The sequence below is a fragment of the Micromonospora sp. NPDC005686 genome, from assembly GCF_042871665.1.
GTDB lineage: Bacteria > Actinomycetota > Actinomycetes > Mycobacteriales > Micromonosporaceae > Micromonospora.
In genome coordinates, this window is sequence record NZ_JBIAIY010000003.1 from 685660 (window position 1) to 703123 (window position 17464).

16 protein-coding genes and 2 pseudogenes are annotated in these 17464 nt (G+C 75.1%); 13 read left to right on the forward strand and 5 right to left on the reverse strand.

The features are described from left to right. The first annotated feature begins 24 nt into the window (after positions 1-24). The 6 genes and pseudogenes from ACFYON_RS10300 (at position 25) to ACFYON_RS10325 (ending at position 6946) form a co-directional block, all read left to right on the forward strand. Positions 25-1653, forward strand: a complete 1629-nt coding sequence (locus ACFYON_RS10300) for a serine/threonine-protein kinase (protein ID WP_354863419.1) — start codon at positions 25-27, stop codon at positions 1651-1653. Between the two features lie 54 nt (positions 1654-1707). Next, positions 1708-2736: a hypothetical protein gene (locus tag ACFYON_RS10305; RefSeq protein WP_387188406.1), complete on the forward strand. Its 1029-nt coding sequence runs from the start codon at positions 1708-1710 to the stop codon at positions 2734-2736. Positions 2737-2809: 73 nt separating this feature from the next. Then, positions 2810-3532 (forward strand): annotated as a pseudogene (locus ACFYON_RS10310) (hypothetical protein); the annotation flags it as partial. A 376-nt stretch (positions 3533-3908) separates the two neighbouring features. Beyond that, positions 3909-4527, forward strand: a pseudogene (locus ACFYON_RS10315) (MFS transporter); the annotation flags it as partial. 79 nt (positions 4528-4606) lie between these two features. Further along, positions 4607-6469 carry a transketolase gene (locus tag ACFYON_RS10320; protein ID WP_357707836.1) on the forward strand — a complete coding sequence of 621 codons (1863 nt, stop codon included), beginning with the start codon at positions 4607-4609 and terminating at the stop codon, positions 6467-6469. 87 nt (positions 6470-6556) lie between these two features. Continuing rightward, a complete protein-coding gene (locus ACFYON_RS10325; RefSeq protein WP_354863415.1) occupies positions 6557-6946 on the forward strand; it encodes a DUF2267 domain-containing protein in 390 nt (129 codons plus the stop codon). Positions 6947-6967: 21 nt separating this feature from the next. On the opposite strand, the gene ACFYON_RS10330 is transcribed toward ACFYON_RS10325, so the two are convergent. Beyond that, entirely contained in the window at positions 6968-7384 is a 417-nt protein-coding gene (locus ACFYON_RS10330) for a YchJ family metal-binding protein (RefSeq protein WP_354863414.1), read from the reverse strand. 100 nt (positions 7385-7484) lie between these two features. Between ACFYON_RS10330 and ACFYON_RS10335 the strand changes: the two genes are divergently transcribed. Both ACFYON_RS10335 and ACFYON_RS10340 read left to right on the forward strand, forming a co-directional pair. Next, positions 7485-8165 (forward strand): tyrosine-protein phosphatase, encoded by a 681-nt coding sequence (locus ACFYON_RS10335; protein WP_354863413.1) that lies wholly within the window; start codon positions 7485-7487, stop codon positions 8163-8165. 84 nt (positions 8166-8249) lie between these two features. After that, positions 8250-9251 carry an aminoglycoside phosphotransferase family protein gene (locus ACFYON_RS10340; RefSeq protein WP_354863412.1) on the forward strand — a complete coding sequence of 334 codons (1002 nt, stop codon included), beginning with the start codon at positions 8250-8252 and terminating at the stop codon, positions 9249-9251. A gap of 3 nt (positions 9252-9254) precedes the next feature. On the opposite strand, the gene ACFYON_RS10345 is transcribed toward ACFYON_RS10340, so the two are convergent. From ACFYON_RS10345 to ACFYON_RS10360, 4 genes are all read right to left on the reverse strand, one after another. Beyond that, the gene (locus tag ACFYON_RS10345; protein WP_354863411.1) at positions 9255-9896 is read right to left on the reverse strand and encodes a class F sortase; all 642 of its coding nucleotides are present in this window, start codon (positions 9894-9896) and stop codon (positions 9255-9257) included. 73 nt (positions 9897-9969) lie between these two features. Next, positions 9970-10452 (reverse strand): hypothetical protein, encoded by a 483-nt coding sequence (locus ACFYON_RS10350; protein ID WP_354863410.1) that lies wholly within the window; start codon positions 10450-10452, stop codon positions 9970-9972. A gap of 241 nt (positions 10453-10693) precedes the next feature. Then, complete coding sequence (locus ACFYON_RS10355) at positions 10694-11362, reverse strand: response regulator transcription factor (protein ID WP_354863409.1); 669 nt, start codon at positions 11360-11362, stop codon at positions 10694-10696. Continuing rightward, a complete protein-coding gene (locus ACFYON_RS10360; RefSeq protein WP_357707828.1) occupies positions 11359-12462 on the reverse strand; it encodes a histidine kinase in 1104 nt (367 codons plus the stop codon). The genes ACFYON_RS10355 and ACFYON_RS10360 overlap by 4 nt, the downstream gene beginning before the upstream one ends. A 169-nt stretch (positions 12463-12631) precedes the next feature. Here ACFYON_RS10360 and ACFYON_RS10365 point away from each other — a divergent pair, with 169 nt between their 5' ends. The 5 genes from ACFYON_RS10365 to ACFYON_RS10385 all read left to right on the forward strand — a co-directional run bounded on the left by ACFYON_RS10365 (position 12632) and on the right by ACFYON_RS10385 (position 17461). Continuing rightward, on the forward strand, positions 12632-13048 hold the full coding sequence (locus tag ACFYON_RS10365; protein ID WP_355097436.1) for a DUF6069 family protein: 417 nt from the start codon (positions 12632-12634) through the stop codon (positions 13046-13048). A 199-nt stretch (positions 13049-13247) separates the two neighbouring features. Further along, positions 13248-13655 (forward strand): YciI family protein, encoded by a 408-nt coding sequence (locus tag ACFYON_RS10370; protein ID WP_354863406.1) that lies wholly within the window; start codon positions 13248-13250, stop codon positions 13653-13655. An 8-nt stretch (positions 13656-13663) separates the two neighbouring features. After that, positions 13664-14821 carry a DUF6596 domain-containing protein gene (locus tag ACFYON_RS10375; protein ID WP_357708039.1) on the forward strand — a complete coding sequence of 386 codons (1158 nt, stop codon included), beginning with the start codon at positions 13664-13666 and terminating at the stop codon, positions 14819-14821. A gap of 159 nt (positions 14822-14980) precedes the next feature. After that, a complete protein-coding gene (locus ACFYON_RS10380) occupies positions 14981-16228 on the forward strand; it encodes an MFS transporter (RefSeq protein WP_354863405.1) in 1248 nt (415 codons plus the stop codon). 48 nt (positions 16229-16276) lie between these two features. Continuing rightward, complete coding sequence (locus ACFYON_RS10385; RefSeq protein ID WP_354863404.1) at positions 16277-17461, forward strand: lycopene cyclase family protein; 1185 nt, start codon at positions 16277-16279, stop codon at positions 17459-17461. The last annotated feature ends 3 nt before the right edge of the window (positions 17462-17464 follow it).

Genomic DNA, 17464 nt, shown 5'->3' on the forward strand with positions numbered 1-17464 from the left:
CTGGGACGCCGTGGAGTCTGTCGCATGAGCGGCTGGGAACTGTCCGGATACACGCAGGTCCGCCGGCTCGGCGCCGGAGCGTCGGGCAGCGTCGTGCTCGCCATCCACGATCCGACCGGCACCCCGGTCGCGATCAAGTACCTGGTCCGCGACCTGGGCGCGGACTCGGCGTTCCGGACCGCGTTCCGCACCGAGGCCCGGCTGCTCGGCGAGATCGACGACCCGCACGTCAGCCGCCTCTACGAGTACGTGGAGAGTCCGCACGGCGCGGCGATCGTGATGGAACTGGTCGACGGCGTCTCGCTGCGCCAGATGCTGCGCGAACACGGCCCGACCACGCCCGAGGCCGCGCTGTGCGTCCTCAAGGGCTCACTCGCCGGCCTGGCCGCCGCACACGCCCACGGCGTCGTGCACCGCGACTACAAGCCGGAGAACGTGCTGGTCACCGGCGGCGGGGTGAGCAAGCTCGCCGACTTCGGCATCGCCATGCCGACCGGCCAGGGCTCCGGCGCCACCGTCTCCGGCACGCCCCGCTACATGGCCCCCGAGCAGTGGACCGGCGCCCCGGCCAGCCCGGCGTGCGACGTCTACGCCGCCACCGCCACGTTCTTCGAGTGCCTCACCGGCCGGCCCCCGTACCAGGGACCGGACCTGCTCTCCCTGCGCGACCAGCACGCCGGCGCGCCGATCCCCGCCGAGGCGGCGCCCCCGCCGGTGCACGACCTGCTGCGTCACGGCATGGCCAAACGCCCCGACGACCGTCCGTCGTCCGCCGAGGCGTTCCTGGAGCTGCTGGAGCGTGTCGCCGGCACCGGCTACGGGCCGGACTGGGAGGAACGCGGGCTGCGCGAGCTCGCGCGGCGGGCCGCGCTGCTCGCCGCGCTGTGGCCGTTCCCGGACCGGGCCGAGGGGGCCACCGCGGTGGCACACACCGCGCTGGGCGGCACCACCGGCCGGGGTGGACGGTTCCGCGGTGGCCGCACCCGTACCGCGCTCGCCGCGGGCGCCCTGGTCGCCGCCGTCCTGGCCGGGGGCGCCGGCTACAGCTACGCCGCCCACGACGGCACGCCCGCCGCGGGCCCGGCCGGCCCGGGGAGCGCCGGTCCCGCCACCACCGGCGCACCCACACCGGACCCGAGCGGCGCCGAGTCGCCGAGCCCGTCCCCGACGCCCAGCCCGTCCACCGCGTCCGCCGCACCGCCACCTCCCGCGCCGTCAGCCACCTCCGACCCTTCCGGGACGCCGACCCGTACCGGCACGCCCACTACCGGCGCGTCGCGCAGCAGCCCACCACCGCCGGACGTGACAGCGCCGGTCGTGGACGGCGTCCGCGCCGACCCGGGCGAGCTGGACCCGAAGGGCTGCCCCTACGGCGCCAAGAGCAGCACGGTCACGGCCACCGTCACCGACGACCGCAGCGGCCCGGCCGCGCTCACCGTCACGTTCGGCTACACCATCGACGGCGCCACCGGCACGATCCGGATGGTCGCCACCGGGCGCGGCGTGTTCACCGGCACGCTCGGCCCGCTGTCCACGCCCAGGCGCAGCACCCGGATCCTCGTCCGGGTCACCGCCGCCGACGCCGCCGGCAACGCGACCACATCGGCGTCACCGGTGTACGTGACGCTCTACCACGACTGCACCCCCGGCTAGGAGTACGACAGTGCCCACCGCAACGCACCGCAGCCCGTCCCGGGGAACCTCCGCGTGACCCGCCCCGACGAGCCCACCGAGGCGCTGCCCACCCGCGCCCTGCCCCTCACCGGGGACGCGGACGCCGCTGATTCGACCGTCCACCTGAGCGGTGTCCAGAGCGGGGACGACCGCACAGCAGACCTCGCCGCCTCGGCCACGCCGACGCCTCCAGGCGCGGAGCCGACCGTGCACCTGCACCCGGGCCGGGCAGACGAGGCGACGATTCGTCTCCGCGCAGCCACGGACAGTCCAGCCGGCGAGCCGACGGTGGGTCTGCGTCCGGCTCCGGCGAAGCCGATGGATGAGGCGACGGTCCATCTGCGCCCGGGAAACACGACCGGGCAGGCCACCGTCTACCCGCGTCCGACGGCGGGGCCGACCCAGCGCCCCGGCGCGGAACCGACCGCATCGTGGCAGCCCACCGCGTCGTGGCAGCCCACCGGCGTACCGCCCCGGGGCCACGCCACCGGTGCGGCGGCGGGCGCCGGGGCGTACCCGGATCGGACCGGCGACGCGCGGGCGGTGAGCGGCGGGCCGCCCTCGGGCGGCGAGCTGCGCTTCGGGCCGGGCGTGCCGGCCACGCCGCCGCCCGCGCCGCAGTGGCCCACCGCGCCCTCGATCCGCCCGCGTCCGGTCTGGCGCCGCGTCGCCTCGGTGCTGTCCACGCTGCTCACCGCGGTGCTGCTGCTGGCGGCCGGCCTCTACCTGTGGCAGCGGTTGCATCCGCTGGAGGTCGAAGGGGTTACCGTCGCGGTGTCCCGGCCGGCCGGTGTCGCCTGCGACGTGACAGTCGACGTGGTCGCCACGGTGCGCACCAACGGACGCGGCGGGACGATCCGGTACCAGTGGTTCCGCTCCGACGCGCCACCCGGCGCCGTGCTCACCGAACGGGTCGGCAGCGGGCAGCGGACCGCCGCGCTCACACTCAAGTGGACGTTCACCGGGGTCGGTGCCACCACCGGCATGGCCACCGTCAACATCATCGAGCCGGCGCCGGCGCAGGCGGGCACCCGGGTCGTCTATCGCTGCCCCGGCGGCTGACCGCGTTTCCCCGCGCGCCGGTCCGGGTAGCCCCACCCGAACAAAAACGTGACCATGTACGTGGAGGACCTTGATGAGAGACAACTTCGGGGACGCGGTGGGCGACGCGTTCCGTTCGGTGATGCTGTTCCTGCCCAAGGCGGTCGCGTTCATCGCGATCCTGGTCGCCGGCTGGCTGATCGCCAAGGCCGTGCTCAAGCTCGTCGACAAGGTGCTGGAGCGGGTGCACTTCGACCGGGCCGTCGAGCGCGGCGGAATCAAGACCGCGCTGGCCCGCTCGAAGTACGACGCCAGCGACATCGTCGCGAAGCTCGCCTACTACGGGGTGCTGCTGGTCACGCTCCAGCTCGCGTTCGGCATCTGGGGCCCGAACCCCATCTCCGACCTGATCGCCGGCGTGATCGCCTGGCTGCCCCGGGCGTTCGTCGCCATCGTCATCGTGGTGGTCGCGGCGGCCATCGCCCGCGCGGTCAAGGACATCATCTCCAGCGCGCTCGGCGGCCTCTCGTACGGCCGGGTGCTGGCCAACCTCGCCTCGGTGTTCATCCTGGGTCTCGGTGTCATCGCCGCGCTCAACCAGATCGGCGTCGCCACCACGGTCACCACGCCGGTGCTGATCGCGGTGCTCGCCACCGTCGGCGGCATCCTGGTCGTCGGCGTCGGCGGCGGGCTGGTCCGGCCGATGCAGAGCCGCTGGGAGAACTGGCTGACCCGGGCCGAGGAGGAGTCGCGCACCATCGCCACGCACGCCCGCGCCTACCGGGCCGGCCGGCGTGACGTCGAGGCCCGCCTCGCCGCCACCGGTCCGTACGCGGACTCCGAGCTGACTCAGCCGGTGAGCCGCGACGCCGAGGCGGACCGCACGCAGCCGGTTCCGGCGTACCCGGCCACCCCGTCGGTGCCGGCCGTCGCCGAGGCCACCGAGCCGGTGCCGTCGCAGGCGGGCGCGGAGGCCACGCAGCACATTCCGGCGTACGCCGACTCCGAGCGCACCCAGCCGACCACGCCGCGCCAGCCGACGGCCGAGCAGGCCGCGGACAGCGAGGCCACGATGGTCATCCCGCAGGCGGACGTGGAGAAGTTCCGCCGCTGATCCGGCCGCGACGAATCGGGGCGGGACCGCACGGTCCCGCCCCGATCTCGTGCCCGCCGGGGACCACCGGGGCGCCGCGCCGGACGGGCGGGACGCGGGCGACGAGCCGGGGAAGGGGCCGGGTGACGACGAGCCCGGCTGGCTGGACAGCCTGCGTCTCGGACTGGCCGAGGTGCGGGCCGACCGCCGTGTCCGCGCCGCCGTGCTGCTGGTCGCGGCCGTGACCGCGATCTGGGGCGGGCTCGACGAGTACACCGGGCTGCTGGCCGCCGACACCGGCATGGCCGAGGTGGGCGTTCCGCTGCTGCTCCTGCTCGTGTGGGCCGGGATGACAGTGGGCGGGCTGCTGGCGCCGCTGGGCGAGCGGCTGACCCGCCGGTCTGCTGGTGTTCGCGGCGACCGCGACGGCGGCCGGGGCGCTGCTGCGGCACCCGGAGGGGTTCGTGCTGCTGGCGGCCGCGTTCGCCGCGTTCCAGCTGGCCACCGTGCTCGCCGACGTGCGGCCCCAGGCCCGGATCGCCGGGTCGGCCCGGGCCACCGTCACCTCGCTGGCCGGGATGGCCACCGATCTGACAGTCGTGGCCTTCTACGGCGGGTACGGGCTGCTCGCCGGCGCGGTCGGTAATCCGGCGGCCTTCGCGGTCGCGGTGCTGCCGTACCTGCTGGTGGCGCTCTGGCTGCTCATCGGCCGGGCGTGAAACACCAGAAAGGGGACCAACGGTCGCCTTGGCGGCCTAGCGTTGGTCCGGAAGTTCGGCGACCCGGGAGACGATCGCGGTGACGTTGCAAGCAGAGCGCACCCTGCGCGACGAGGAGCTGACCGGGTTGGCCGAACTGGCCGCCCAGCTGCGGGTGGACGCCATCAGGTGCAGCACGATGGCCGGCTCCGGGCATCCCACGTCCAGCCTGTCGGCCGCCGATCTGCTCGCCGTGCTCGTCGCCCGGCACCTGCGCTACGACTGGTCCTACCCGGGCAACCCCGGCAACGACCACCTGATCTTCTCCAAGGGGCACGCCTCCCCACTGCTGTACGCGGTGTTCCGGGCCGTCGGCGCGATCAGCGAGCAGGAGCTGCTGGAGACGTACCGGCGGGCCGGCTCGCGCCTGCAGGGCCACCCCACCCCGGTGCTGCCCTGGGTGGACGTGGCCACCGGCTCGCTCGGGCAGGGCCTGCCGGTCGGCGTCGGGGTGGCGCTGGCCGCCCAGTACCTCGATCGCTCGCCCGCGCACGTCTGGGTGCTCTGCGGCGACAGCGAGACCGCCGAGGGCTCGGTGTGGGAGGCGTTGGACAAGGCCGGGCACTACGGGCTGCGCAACCTCACCACGATCGTCGACGTCAACCGGTTCGGCCAGCGCGGTCCCACCGAGCTGGAGTGGGACCTGGACACCTACCGGCGGCGCGTCGAGGCGTTCGGCTGCCAGGCGATAGTCGTCGACGGTCACGACCTCGGCGCGATCGACGAGGCGTACGGGCAGGCGCGTGACGCCACCGGGCCGACCGTGGTGCTGGCCCGTACGGTCAAGGGCAAGGGTGTGCCCGAGGTGGAGAACGACCCGTCCTGGCACGGCAAGCCGTTCGACCCGGAGCTGGCCGACCGGGCCGTCCGGGCGCTCGGCGGCCCTCGCCGCATCCGGGTCGCCGCACCGAAGCCACCTGCCGCGCCGCGTACCGCCCCGGCCGAGCACGGGCAGCCGGAGCTGCCCCGGTACTCCCGCGGCGCGAAGGTTGCCACCCGGGACGCGTACGGCGACGCGCTGCGCGCCCTCGGCGCGGCCCGGCCCGACGTGGTCGCGCTCGACGGCGAGGTCAGCGACTCCACCCGGGCGGATCGCTTCGCCGCCGCGTACCCGGATCGGTTCTTCCAGATGTTCATCGCCGAGCAGCAGCTCGCCGCCGCGGCGGTGGGGATGGCGGTGCGCGGCTACCGCCCGTTCGCGGCGACGTTCGCCGCGTTCTGGTCCCGGGCGTACGACTTCATCCGGATGGCCGGCGTCTCCCGGGCCGACATCGCGCTGGTCGGCTCGCACGCCGGGGTGGAGATCGGCCCGGACGGCCCGTCCCAGATGGGGCTGGAGGACATCGCGGCGCTGCGCGCGGTGCCGGGCTCCACGGTGCTCTGCCCGGCCGACGCGGTCTCCTGCGCGGCCCTGGTCGCGCAGCTGCCGGACCACCCGGGGGTCAGCTACCTGCGGACGACGCGCGGCGCGTACCCGGTGCTCTACGACGACGCCGAGCCGTTCCCGATCGGCGGCAGCCGGATGCTGCGCGACGGCGGGGACGTCGCGCTGCTGGGCACCGGCGTGACCGTGCACCTCTGCATCGCCGCCGCCGACGAGCTGACCCGTGAGGGTATCGAGGCCCGGGTGATCGACCTGTACTCGATCAAGCCGGTGGACCGGCAGCGCCTTGCCGAGGCCGTGGTGGAGACCGGCGGGCGACTGCTGGTGGTCGAGGACCACTACCCGGAGGGCGGGCTGGGCTCCGCAGTGCTGGAGGCGCTCGCCGACCTGGGCGAGCCGGCCCGGGTCAATCACCTGGCGGTACGCGGGCTGCCCGGCTCCGGCACCCCCGCCCAGCAGCTCGACCGGGCCGGCATCGGCGTCGGCGCGATCGTCTCGGCGGCGCGGGCCCTGGCCTGAGCCGGTGCTCGCCCCGGCGGCGCGGGGCGGTGTTTGCCGGGGCCGGCGGCGGGTAGCCACGCTGCCGGTGCGACGGGAGGACAGACGATGGCCGAACCGGAGTTCTACGCGCGGGTGTCCGCCCGCGCCGGCGTGCCGGTCGAGACGGCCCGCGCACTGACCGAGGCGACACTGCGCACGCTCGCCGAGCGGATCAGTGGCGGCGAGGCCGACGACCTGTCCGCGCACGTCGCGCACGAGCTGCGCCCGCTGCTGGCCCGCGCCCGGGTCGACGATCCCGAGGTCTTCGGGTATGACGAGTTCCTGCGCCGGGTCGCCGAACGCTCCGGCGCGACCCCGGCCGACGCCGAGCGCGGCGCCCGGGCGGTGTTGCAGGCGCTGCACCGGGTGATCGGGCCGACCCAGTTCAACCGGGCGACGGCGCAGCTCCCGCGCGAGATCGCCGAACTCGCGCAGCCCGCCCCGCGTCCGGCCTGACCGTGACCGGTCGGCCCGATCTCACTCGGGCAGCGCGTCCAGGTAGACCCAGCGGCCGTCCTCGCGGGCGAAGCGGCTGTGCTCGGTCAGCACGCCCACCTGCCCGCCCTCGCGGTAGTGGGCCCGGAACCGGACCGTCCCGGCGCTGTCGAACAGCCCGCCCTGCCCGGTCTCCACGATCTCCAGCCGGGCCCAGCGGGTGCCCGGATCCAGCTCCAGCCGGTCGGGCCGGGTGGTGGGGTGCCAACTGTGCCGCAGGTAGGCGGCGTCGCCGAGCGCGAACGCGCTGAACCGGGACCGCATCAGCGCCTCCGCTGTCGCCGCGGTCGCCTCGCCCCGATGGACCGGGGCGCAGCAGTCCGCGTACGGCCGGCCGGTGCCGCACGGGCAGGCCGCCGTCCGTTCACCCGCGCCCGCGCGCGCCTTCCGTCTCGCCACCCGGCGATTCTCTCCCACACCACGATCGCCCTCGCCGCCGGTAGGCCGGGGTATCCCGGACGGGACAGGGTGAAGGGGTGCACCTCGTATAGTCGCCTCCATGATCATTCGTGGGGCCACGGCCGACGCCACCACCGGCGGTTCCGGCGTCCGGAACTTCCGCGACGCGGGCGGCGTCGGATCGCTGCGCCGTGGGGTCCTGTATCGCTCCGGCGCCCTGCATCTCCTGACGCCCGAGGGTGCCCGGGAGCTGGAGGATCTCGGGCTACGCACGGTCGTCGACCTCCGCAGCATCCGAGAGGTGGCCGACCGGCCGGACCGGTGTGCGGGTCTCGACGTCAAGCACTGCCACTTTCCGGTGTTCACCGAGCAGAGCTGGCCGGACGACCAGGTGGCGCTGTACCCGTACATGGCTGAGCAGGCCGGTCGTGCCACCGTCGCGATCATCCGGCAGCTCATCACCCCCGGTGCGCTGCCTGCCCTGGTCCACTGCGCCTCCGGCAAGGACCGCACCGGAGTCGTCGTCGCCGTCATCCAGACCCTCCTGAATGCTTCCGACGCGGAGGTCACCCAGGACTTCCTGCGCTCGAACGCCGCGCTGGGCCTCACCGGATCGCCGGCCGGCGCGGCGATCGGACACGGCACCCGCCCGGTGACCGCAGCGCACCTGCTTCATGCCATGGTCTGGATCCGCAGCCACCACGGCTCGGTCTCCGCCTATCTCCAGGCTGCCGGCGCCACCGAGGCCGAGCTGGAGGCCCTGCGGAGGGCTCTTGCCTGAAGCGGTCGCGCTGCCGGCCGGTGCCGCACGTCTTCGCAATCGCTGCGCCCACGATGCAGCAGCAGGCGCTACGCTCCCCGGACCATGAGCGTGAGCCCGACTCAGCGTGCCCTCGACCCGGATCAGGTCTGCCGCTACCTCACCGCCTCGCTCGGACCCGGCGCCGAGATGGCCGGCTGTGGCCCGCTGACCGGGGGCGGCTTCGCCGCCGTCTGGTGGGCACGCCTCACCGACGGCCGCGACGTGGTGCTCAAGGCCGGTCCGCCGCCGCACGTGCCGCTGCTGCGCTACGAGCGAGACATGATCGGCGCGGAGGCGCACTACCTGCGCCTGGTGGCCGACCGCGCACCGGGGGTGCCCACACCGGCGCTGCTGCACCACGGCACCGACCCCGACCTCGGTGACTGGCTGCTCATGGCGCGACTGCCAGGTCGTACCCTCTGGGACCTGACCCGGGCCGGCGCGGACGTCGGGCCGCTGCGCGCCGAGTTCGGCCGCGCGCTCGCCGCGCTGCACACGGTCACCGGCGAGCGGTACGGCTACGACGGCGACCGGGCCTCCGGCCCGACCTGGCGGGACGCCTACACGGCCATGGTGGACGACCTGCTCGCCGACGCCGCGGACTGGTCGGTGCCGCTGCCGGTGCCCGCGTCCCGGATCCGTGAGCTGGTGGCCCGGCACGCGGCGGTGCTCGACGCGGTCGACCGTCCGGCGCTGCTGCACTTCGACGGCTGGGCCGGGAACGTGCTGGCCGTCGACGGGCCGGACGGCACGCCGCGCCTGAGCGGCCTGGTCGACGGCGAGCGGTACCTGTGGGGCGACCCGCTGATGGACCTCGTGTCGCCGCTGCTGTTCCGCCGCGCCGAGGACGAGCCGGACGACCCGCTGGTGCGCGCCTACCGCGAGGCGGCGCCGTTCCCGCTCGACGGCGGGGCGCGACGGCGGCTCGGGCTCTACCGGCTGTACCTCTACCTGCTGATGACTGTCGAGATGCCCAGCCGGAACATCACCGCCGACAACGACCCGGGCCGGGTGGACCTGCTGGCGGATCTGCTCGACGCGGAACTGGCCGACCTGGCGGGCTGAGCGTCACCGGGTCGCGGTGGCGAAGACGACGATGTTGTCCGGGTAGCTGCCGGTCCGCGGGTCGAACCGCCCGCCGCACGTGATCAGCCGCAACCGGGCCGCCGCGTCGCCGCCGTAGACCCGCGCGGTGGGGAAACGCTCCTTGGGGTACGCGCCGACGCCGTCCACAGTGAACGTCGCGGTCCGGCCGTCGGCCCGCAGCACCCGGATCGTGTCGCCGCCGCGCAGCCGCCCGAGGTCGAAGAAGACCGCCGGGCCGTGCTGCGAGTCGACGTGCCCGACCAGCACGGCGTTGCCGGCCTGGCCGGGGGCGGGACCGGGGTGGTACCAGCCGGTGACCTCCGGCCGTTCCAGCGGCGGCACCTCGAGCGCGCCGTCGGCGTCGGTGGCGACCGGGACGATGTCGGCGTCCACGCCGATGCGCGGGATGGTGACCCGCACCGGCGTGGCGCGGGGCAGCACCGGGCCGGTCGTGCCGGGGCGTTCGGTGGCCGGCGCGGCGGAGCCGCCGGGCTGCGGCGGTGGCGTCGACGTGCTGCCGAGCCCGGCCGAGACCAGCCCGGCGCCGGTGGCGGCGGCGAGCGTGACGGCGGTGACCACGACGACTGTGTGCAGGCGCGCCCGCCGCTGCGACTCCGACAGCATCCCATCTCCGTCCGACAGGGACGCGGCGCCCGCGCCGGGACGTCCGGCGCGGGCGGGCCGCTCGGCGGGCCGGTCAGGCTGCGGCGCCCGCGCGACGCCGGCGGATGACCGCGTACGCGCCGCCGGCGAGCGCCCCGGCGGCCAGCACGCCACCGGTGACGAGCACGCCGGTGTCGCCGTCGCGTCCGCCGCCACCGGCCTGCGCGCCGCCGATCGGCGTGACGGCGAACGTGGCGCTGCCGCCGTCGCTGCCGTCGCCGCACGTGGTGGCCACCGTGTACGTGCCGAGCGTGAACCCGGCGGTGAACAGTTCGGCGCTCAGGCCGCCGCCCGCGGCCGCGGTGGTGGACCGGACGTTCTGGTCCCGGTCCGGGCCGGTGACCCGGAAGATCGCGTCACCGGCGTTCGGGTTGCACGTGGTGGTCAGCACGACGGTGCCGCCGACCGGGGTGGTGGCGGGTGACACTCTGGTGTCCGCCAGCGCGGCGGCCGGGAGCAGCAGTGCGCCGAGGCCCACGCCGAACGCCGCCGATCCGAGAAATGACTGTGCCTTCATCCGCGTCTTCCCTCACTTTTCGTCCGCTGTAGGCGTGGGACGTCGTTCGGGTGGCCAACTCCGTGACGAGCACCGGTGTGGCCAACACTAGGAGGGTTGCGGCGGTCACTGGGGGTAATTGAGAAATCTTCGTTGCCGTCCGGTGTGCTCCCTGCCGCCACGAGACGGCGGACATGCCGGGCCAGGCCGGGCGGCGGAAGATCCCGATCCGGCGGGTCTGGGTCCGGTGTCCGATTGGCGCCTACCGGACCGGTGGCTCCGGCCGGACCAGCCCGGTGTCGTACGCGAGCACCACCGCCTGGATCCGGTCGCGCAGGCCCAGCTTGGTCAGGATCGCCGAGACGTGCGTCTTCACGGTGGCGGTGCTCAGGTGCAGCCGCGCGGCGATCTCCGCATTGGACAGTGCCCGTGCGGTGAGCGTCAGCACCTCCCGCTCGCGGGCGGTCAGCGCGGCGAGCGCGTCGCCGGTGGGCGCGGGCGCGGGCAGCCGGCCGGCGTACCGGTCCAGCAGCCGCCGGGTCACAGTGGGCGCGAGCAGCGCCTCGCCCCGGGCCACCACGCGTACCGCCTCGGCGAGGTCGGCCGGGCGGGTGTCCTTGAGCAGGAACGCGCTCGCCCCGGCGCGCAGCGCGGCATAGACGTGCTCGTCCAGGTCGAACGTGGTCAGCATGATCACCCGCGCCGGGTTGCCGGCCGTGACCAGGTCGCGGGTGGCGGCGATGCCGTCGCGCCGGGGCATCCGGACGTCCATCAGCACCACGTCCGGCCGGGTGCGGGTCGCCACCGCCACCGCCTCGACGCCGTCGGCGGCCTCGCCGACCACCGTGAGGTCGGGCCGCGCGTCGAGCACTGTGCGCAGCCCGGCGCGGATCAGCTCCTGGTCGTCGGCGACCACCACCCGCATGGTCACCGGCCCGCTCCCACCGGCAGTCGTGCGTGGACCCGGAACCCGCCGGCCGGCAGCGGGCCGGCGTCGAGCGTGCCGCCGAGCAGCCGGGCCCGCTCCCGCATCCCGACGATGCCGCGCCCGGTGGGCGTACCGGGCCGGCGGGCGGGCGCCGGGCCGTCGTTGACGACCTCCAGCCGCAGTACGCCGTCGAGGTAGCGGACGTCCACGTCGGCGCGTGTGGCGTGCCCGTGGCGCAGCGCGTTCGTGAGCGACTCCTGCACGATCCGGTACGCCGACAGCTGCACCCCGCCGGGCAGCGCCTCGCCGTCACCCTCCCGGCGCAGCGTCACGGGCAGGCCGACCGCGCGTACCGCGTCGGCGAGCGCGTCGAGCTGCGCCAGCCCTGGCTGTGGTCCGCCCTGCCCGGACCCGTCGTCGACGGCGAGCGCGTGCAGCATGGCACGCAGGTCGGCGAGCGCAGACCGGGCCGCCACGTCGATCGCGCCGAGCGCGGCCCGCGCCTGGGCCGGCTGCGTGTCGAACACGTCCTCGGCGGCGGCGGCCTGTACGGCGATGACCGCGACGTGGTGCGCCACCACGTCGTGCAGCTCCCGGGAGATCCGTTCCCGTTCGGTCGCGAGTACGTGCCGTTCCCAGGCGCAGCGCCGCTGCGCCTGGCCCCGCTGCAACTCGCCCAGCGTCCAGCTCAGGCCCAGTGCGGTCACCGCGAGCAGCAGGTCCCGCCAGCCGCCGGTGACCAGCTTCCACGGCGTGGGCGCCAGCAGCAGCCCGAGCGCCACCAGCGAGTACCGGGGTGGGCGCAGCCGGGCCACGTACGCCATCGGCACCGCGACCAGGCCGAGCCAGCCGAGCTGCGGGCAGAGGGCCTCCAGGCCGACGCCTGCCAGCGCGGCGGCAGTGAGGGCGTACCCCGGGTGGCGCCGGATCCACAGCAGACAGCCGGCCTGCGCGACGGCGAGGGCGACCGCGACGGCGGTCGCGCCGGTCGTGTCCGGGCCGGCGTCGGAGGCCAGCAGCGCGAGCAGGCAGACGGCGAGGCTCGCGGTGGCGACTCCGCCGTCGAGCAGCAGCAGGAACCGGGACCGGGACGCGCATGTCATGTCCGGATGCTAGGCCGCCGGTTCACCGCATCTCATCGGTCGCCAGACGGAGATCCGGGCCGGTGGTCGTTCCGGCGGCGGAGCCGGGAACCGCTCCGCCGCCCGATCCGCGCGACGCCCCGCCGGACCTAGCGTTTCCGGCAGTCGTCCCGATGTGGAGGAGTCACCGATGGAGACCACGATCCCGACCGTCGCCGCCCGCCCGAATCGCCGCCGGGACCGCCTGCTCACGGTGCTCGCGGCGACCGCCGCCACGCTGCTGGGCTGGGTGGTCGCGGTACCGGTGGGCGGGGTGGAGCTGATCGCGCGCACGGGCTCCACCGACCAGCGGGTGACCCCGGTGGCCGTGGTGGTGAGCACGCTGCTCGCCGGGCTGGCCGGTTGGGCGCTGCTGGCCCTGCTGGAGCGGGTCACCGCCCGCCCCCGGACCGCGTGGACGGTGGTCGCGGTGCTGGTGCTGCCGGTGTCGGTGCTCGGGCCGCTGGGCGGGGGAGTGGGCCGCGCGGCGACGCTGACGCTGGTGGTGTTGCACCTGGTCGCGGGCGCGGTGCTGATCACCGGCCTGCGCCGGACCGCCGCCCGCTGACGGCCGGGCGATCCGATGACGGGTCCGGGCCGCCGCGACGGGGGCAGGCGGCCTGGACCATCAGAACTAGCCTCCTAGGATGCCCTACGCGATGTGACGCCCGAAATTTCTCCGCCACCGATGTCGAGAACGCCAGAGCGGCTTCGTCCCCGGAGTGAACGCGGCCAGAATGGGTCGCACCCTCCACGAGGAGACACAGATGAAGTACCTGCTCCTGAAGCACTACCGCGGCGGCCCGACGCCGGTGTCCGACATGCCGATGATCGACAAGTGGACGCCGGAGGAGATCTCCGCGCACGTGCGCTACATGCAGGAGTTCGCGGCGCGGCTGCAGGAGAGCGGCGAGTACGTCGACGGTCAGGCGCTCGCCCCGGAGGGCACGTTCGTCCGCTACGACGGCGAGGGACGCCCGCCGGTCACCGACGGCCCGTTCGCCGAGACGAAGGACCTCATCGCCGGCTGGATGGTGATCGACGTGGACAGCTACGACCGCGCGCTCGAACTGGCCGCCGAGCTGTCGGCCGCGCCGGGGCAGGGCGGCAAGCCGATCCACGAGTGGCTTGAGCTGCGCCCGTTCCTGACCGGGCCGCCCACCATCACCGAGTGACCCGGCCGATGGACGAGGTCGCGCTCCGCAGCCTCATCCCGGGCGTGCTCGGTGTCCTCGTCCGCCGCGGAGTCGACTTCGCGGCGGCCGAGGACGCCGTGCAGGACGCGCTCGTGGAGGCGCTGCGTGTCTGGCCGGCCGACATGCCCCGCGATTCGAAGGGCTGGCTGGTCACCGTGGCGTGGCGGCGGTTCCTCGACGTGGCTCGTGCCGACGCCGCCCGGCGCCGGCGCGAGGACGCCGTGGATGAGGAGCCGCCGCCCGGCCCCGTGTCCGCTGTGGACGACACGCTGCGGCTCTACTTCCTCTGCGCGCATCCGTCGCTGAGCCCGTCGTCGGCCGTCGCGTTGACGCTGCGCGCCGTCGGCGGGCTCACCACCCGGCAGATCGCGCAGGCGTACCTGCTGCCCGAGGCCACCATGGCGCAGCGGATCAGCCGGGCGAAGCGCACCGTGTCCGGGGTGCGCTTCGACCAGCCCGGCGATGTGGCCACCGTGCTGCGGGTGCTGTACCTGGTGTTCAACGAGGGCTACTCCGGCGACGTGGACCTGGCCGCCGAGGCGATCCGGCTCACCCGGCAACTCGCCGCCGCCATCGACCACCCCGAGGTGGCCGGGCTGCTCGCGCTCATGCTGCTGCACCACGCCCGCCGCGCCGGCCGGACCGCGCCCGACGGCAGCCTGGTGCCGCTGGCCGAGCAGGCCCGCAGCCGGTGGGACACCACGCTGATCGCCGAGGGCGTCGGCGTCCTGCAGACCGCGCTGTCCCGCGACCGGCTCGGCGAGTTCCAGGCCCAGGCCGCGATCGCGGCGCTGCACGCGGACGCGCCCACCGCGGCCGAGACCGACTGGGTGCAGATCGTCGAGTGGTACGACGAACTCGTCCGCCTGACCGGCAACCCGATCGCCCGCCTCAACCGGGCGGTCGCCGTCGGCGAGGCGGACGGCCCGCGCGCCGGGCTGGCGGCGCTCGCGGCGCTCGACGACACTTTGCCCCGGTACACGGCGGTGGCCGCCTACCTGCACGAACGCGACGGCGACCCGGACCGGGCGGCCGCGCTGTACGCGGAGGCGGCCCGTCGCGCGGCCAGCCTGGCCGAACGCGACCACCTGAACCGGCAGGCGGCCCGCCTCAACTCCCGCCGCCCGCCGGGGGCGCGCGGATGAGCGGGACGCGGGCGCAGGTGCTGGCCCGGCTCGCCGACGACCTCGCCGCCCGGCACGCGGACGTGGTGCTCGACGTGGCCGATCCGCCCGCGCCGGTGGTGGTGGCCCGGCGGTAAAACCGGTCGGCAGGGTTCATCGTCGCTGGTAGGTTGCCTCGCCGTGACGGGGAAACGGCTCGGCGGGCGCTTCGCCCGACTGTGGACGGCGAGCACGCTTTCCGCGCTGGGCAGCGGGACGGCGACGGTGGCCGCGCCACTGTACGTGGCGTCGATCACCGACGATCCGCTGGTGGTGTCGGCCGGGGCTGCGGTGTCGTGGCTGCCGTGGCTGCTGTTCGCGCTGCCCGGTGGCGTGCTGGCGGACCGGGTGGACCGGCGCCGGCTGATGGTGCTCATCGACTGGGTACGCGTCGCCGCACTCGCCGCGCTGGCGGTGGCCATGCTGCTCGACCGGGCCGGGATCGCGCTGCTCTACGCGGTGCTGTTCGTGGTGAACACCGGCGAGGTGGTGTTCCGTACCGCCGCGCAGGCGGTGCTGCCGGCGGTGGTGCCGCGCTCGCTGCTGGAACGCGCCAACGGGTGGCTGGGTGGCGGCACGCAGGTGATGCAGAACATGATCGCCGGCCCGCTCGGCGGGTTCCTGTTCGCGCTGGCGGCGTCGCTACCGTTCGCGCTCAACGCCGGCACGTACGCGCTGTCCGCCGTCCTTGTCGGTCTGCTCGCCGGTACGTACCGTGCCGGGCCGGCGCCGCAGGAGCAGCCGTCGGTGCGGGCGGAGGTCGCGGAGGGGTTCCGCTGGCTGTGGGGGCAGCGGCTGCTGCGCACCATGACGGTGCTGATCGGCCTGCTGAACGTCACGCTCACCGCCGCGGTGGCGGTGCTGGTGCTGCTCGCCACCGAGCGGCTGGGGCTGGGCTCGGTGGGCTACGGCGCGTTGTTCACCTGCATGGCAGTGGGTGGCGTGCTCGGCTCGCTGGTGGGGGACCGGCTGATCGCCGCGATCACACCCACCTGGACGGTGCGGACGGGTCTGCTGGTCGAGGCGGGGTTGCACCTGGCGCTCGCCGCGTCCCGCAGCGCGATCGTGGTCGGGTTCGCGCTGTTCGCGTTCGGGGCGCACAGCGCGTTGTGGAACATCGTGGCGAACTCGCTGCGGCAGCGGCTCACCCCGCCCGCGTTGATGGGCCGGGTCGGCAGCACCACGTTGTTCGTCGCGGCGGGCGGCAACTGCGTCGGCGCGCTGCTCGGCGGCGTGGTGGCGGCCCGGTTCGGCATCACCGCGCCGTACTGGGTGGGCTTCGTGGTGGCGGTCGCGGTGATCGCCGCGACGTGGCGGGTCTTCGACCGGGCGACGGTGGCCGCCGCCTACGCCGAGCCGGCGCCGCAGAAGCCCGCGCCGGTGGCCTGAGCGCGGGTCGGCCGGTTGCCACCTCCGCCGATGTGACAGCGTGGCCGGATGCACGCATCCTTCCCGGTCGACGTCGACCTCGCGCTGGTCGGCGGCGGCGGCGCCGCGTCCCTGGTCCTGGCCGCGCTGGGCCGGCACGGCGTGTCCGGGCTGCGGGTCGCGGTGGTCGACCCGGTGCACAAGCGTGGCCAGGACCGCACCTGGGCGTTCTGGGGCCTGCCCGGCGACGACCTGGACCCGCTGCTGAGCGCGAGCTGGTCGCAGGTCGACGTGGTCACGCCCGCCGGCCGCCGCGTCCTGACGCTCGACCCCCTGCGGTACGCCATGCTCCGCTCCGCCCCGGTCTACGACCGGGCTGCCGAGGCCGAACGGCGGCTGGACGCGGTGCGGATCAGCGCCCCGGCGGGGGAGCTGCACGACGACGGTGAGACGGTGACGGTCCGCGACCCGGACGGCCGGGATCTGGTGCGGGCCGGGTGGGTCCTCGACTCCCGGCCCCGGCGGCCGAAGCGGCCGGGGCGCACCAGCTGGTTGCAGCACTTCCGCGGCTGGTGGCTGGCCGCCGACCGGCCGACGTTCGACCCGGATCGGGCGGTGCTGATGGACTTCCGCACCCCGCAGCCGCAGCGCGGCGTCTCCTTCGGGTACGTGCTGCCTGTCGACGACCGGTTCGCGCTCGTCGAGTACACCGAGTTCGGCCCGGCGGTGCTCGACGACGCCGGCTACGACGCGGCGCTGCGCGGGTACGCCGGCCTGCTCGGTTTGGACCTGACCGCGTTGCGGGTGCGGGAGGTCGAGGACGGCGTGATCCCGATGACCGACGGCCCGTTCGAGTCCCGCCCGAGCCCGCGCGTGGTGCGGCTGGGCACCGCCGGTGGGGCGACCCGCCCGTCCACCGGGTTCACGTTCTCCGCGATGCTGCGCCAGGCCGACCAGGTGGCCCGGGCGCTCGCCGCCGGCCGCCCGCCGGTGCCGGCGCCCGCGTATCCGGGCCGGCACCTGTGGATGGACGCGGTGGCGCTGCGCGCGCTGGACCAGGGCCACGTCGGCGGGGTGGAGTTCTTCGAGCGGCTGTTCGACCGCAACCCGCCGGAGCGGGTGCTGCGGTTCCTCGACGGCGTGACCAGCCCGGCGGAGGATCTGGCGGTGATGCGGTCCAGCCCGCTGCTGCCGATGACCGGCGCGGTGCTCGGCGACGCGGCCGGCCGGCTGCGTGCCCGGCTGCGCCGCTAGCCC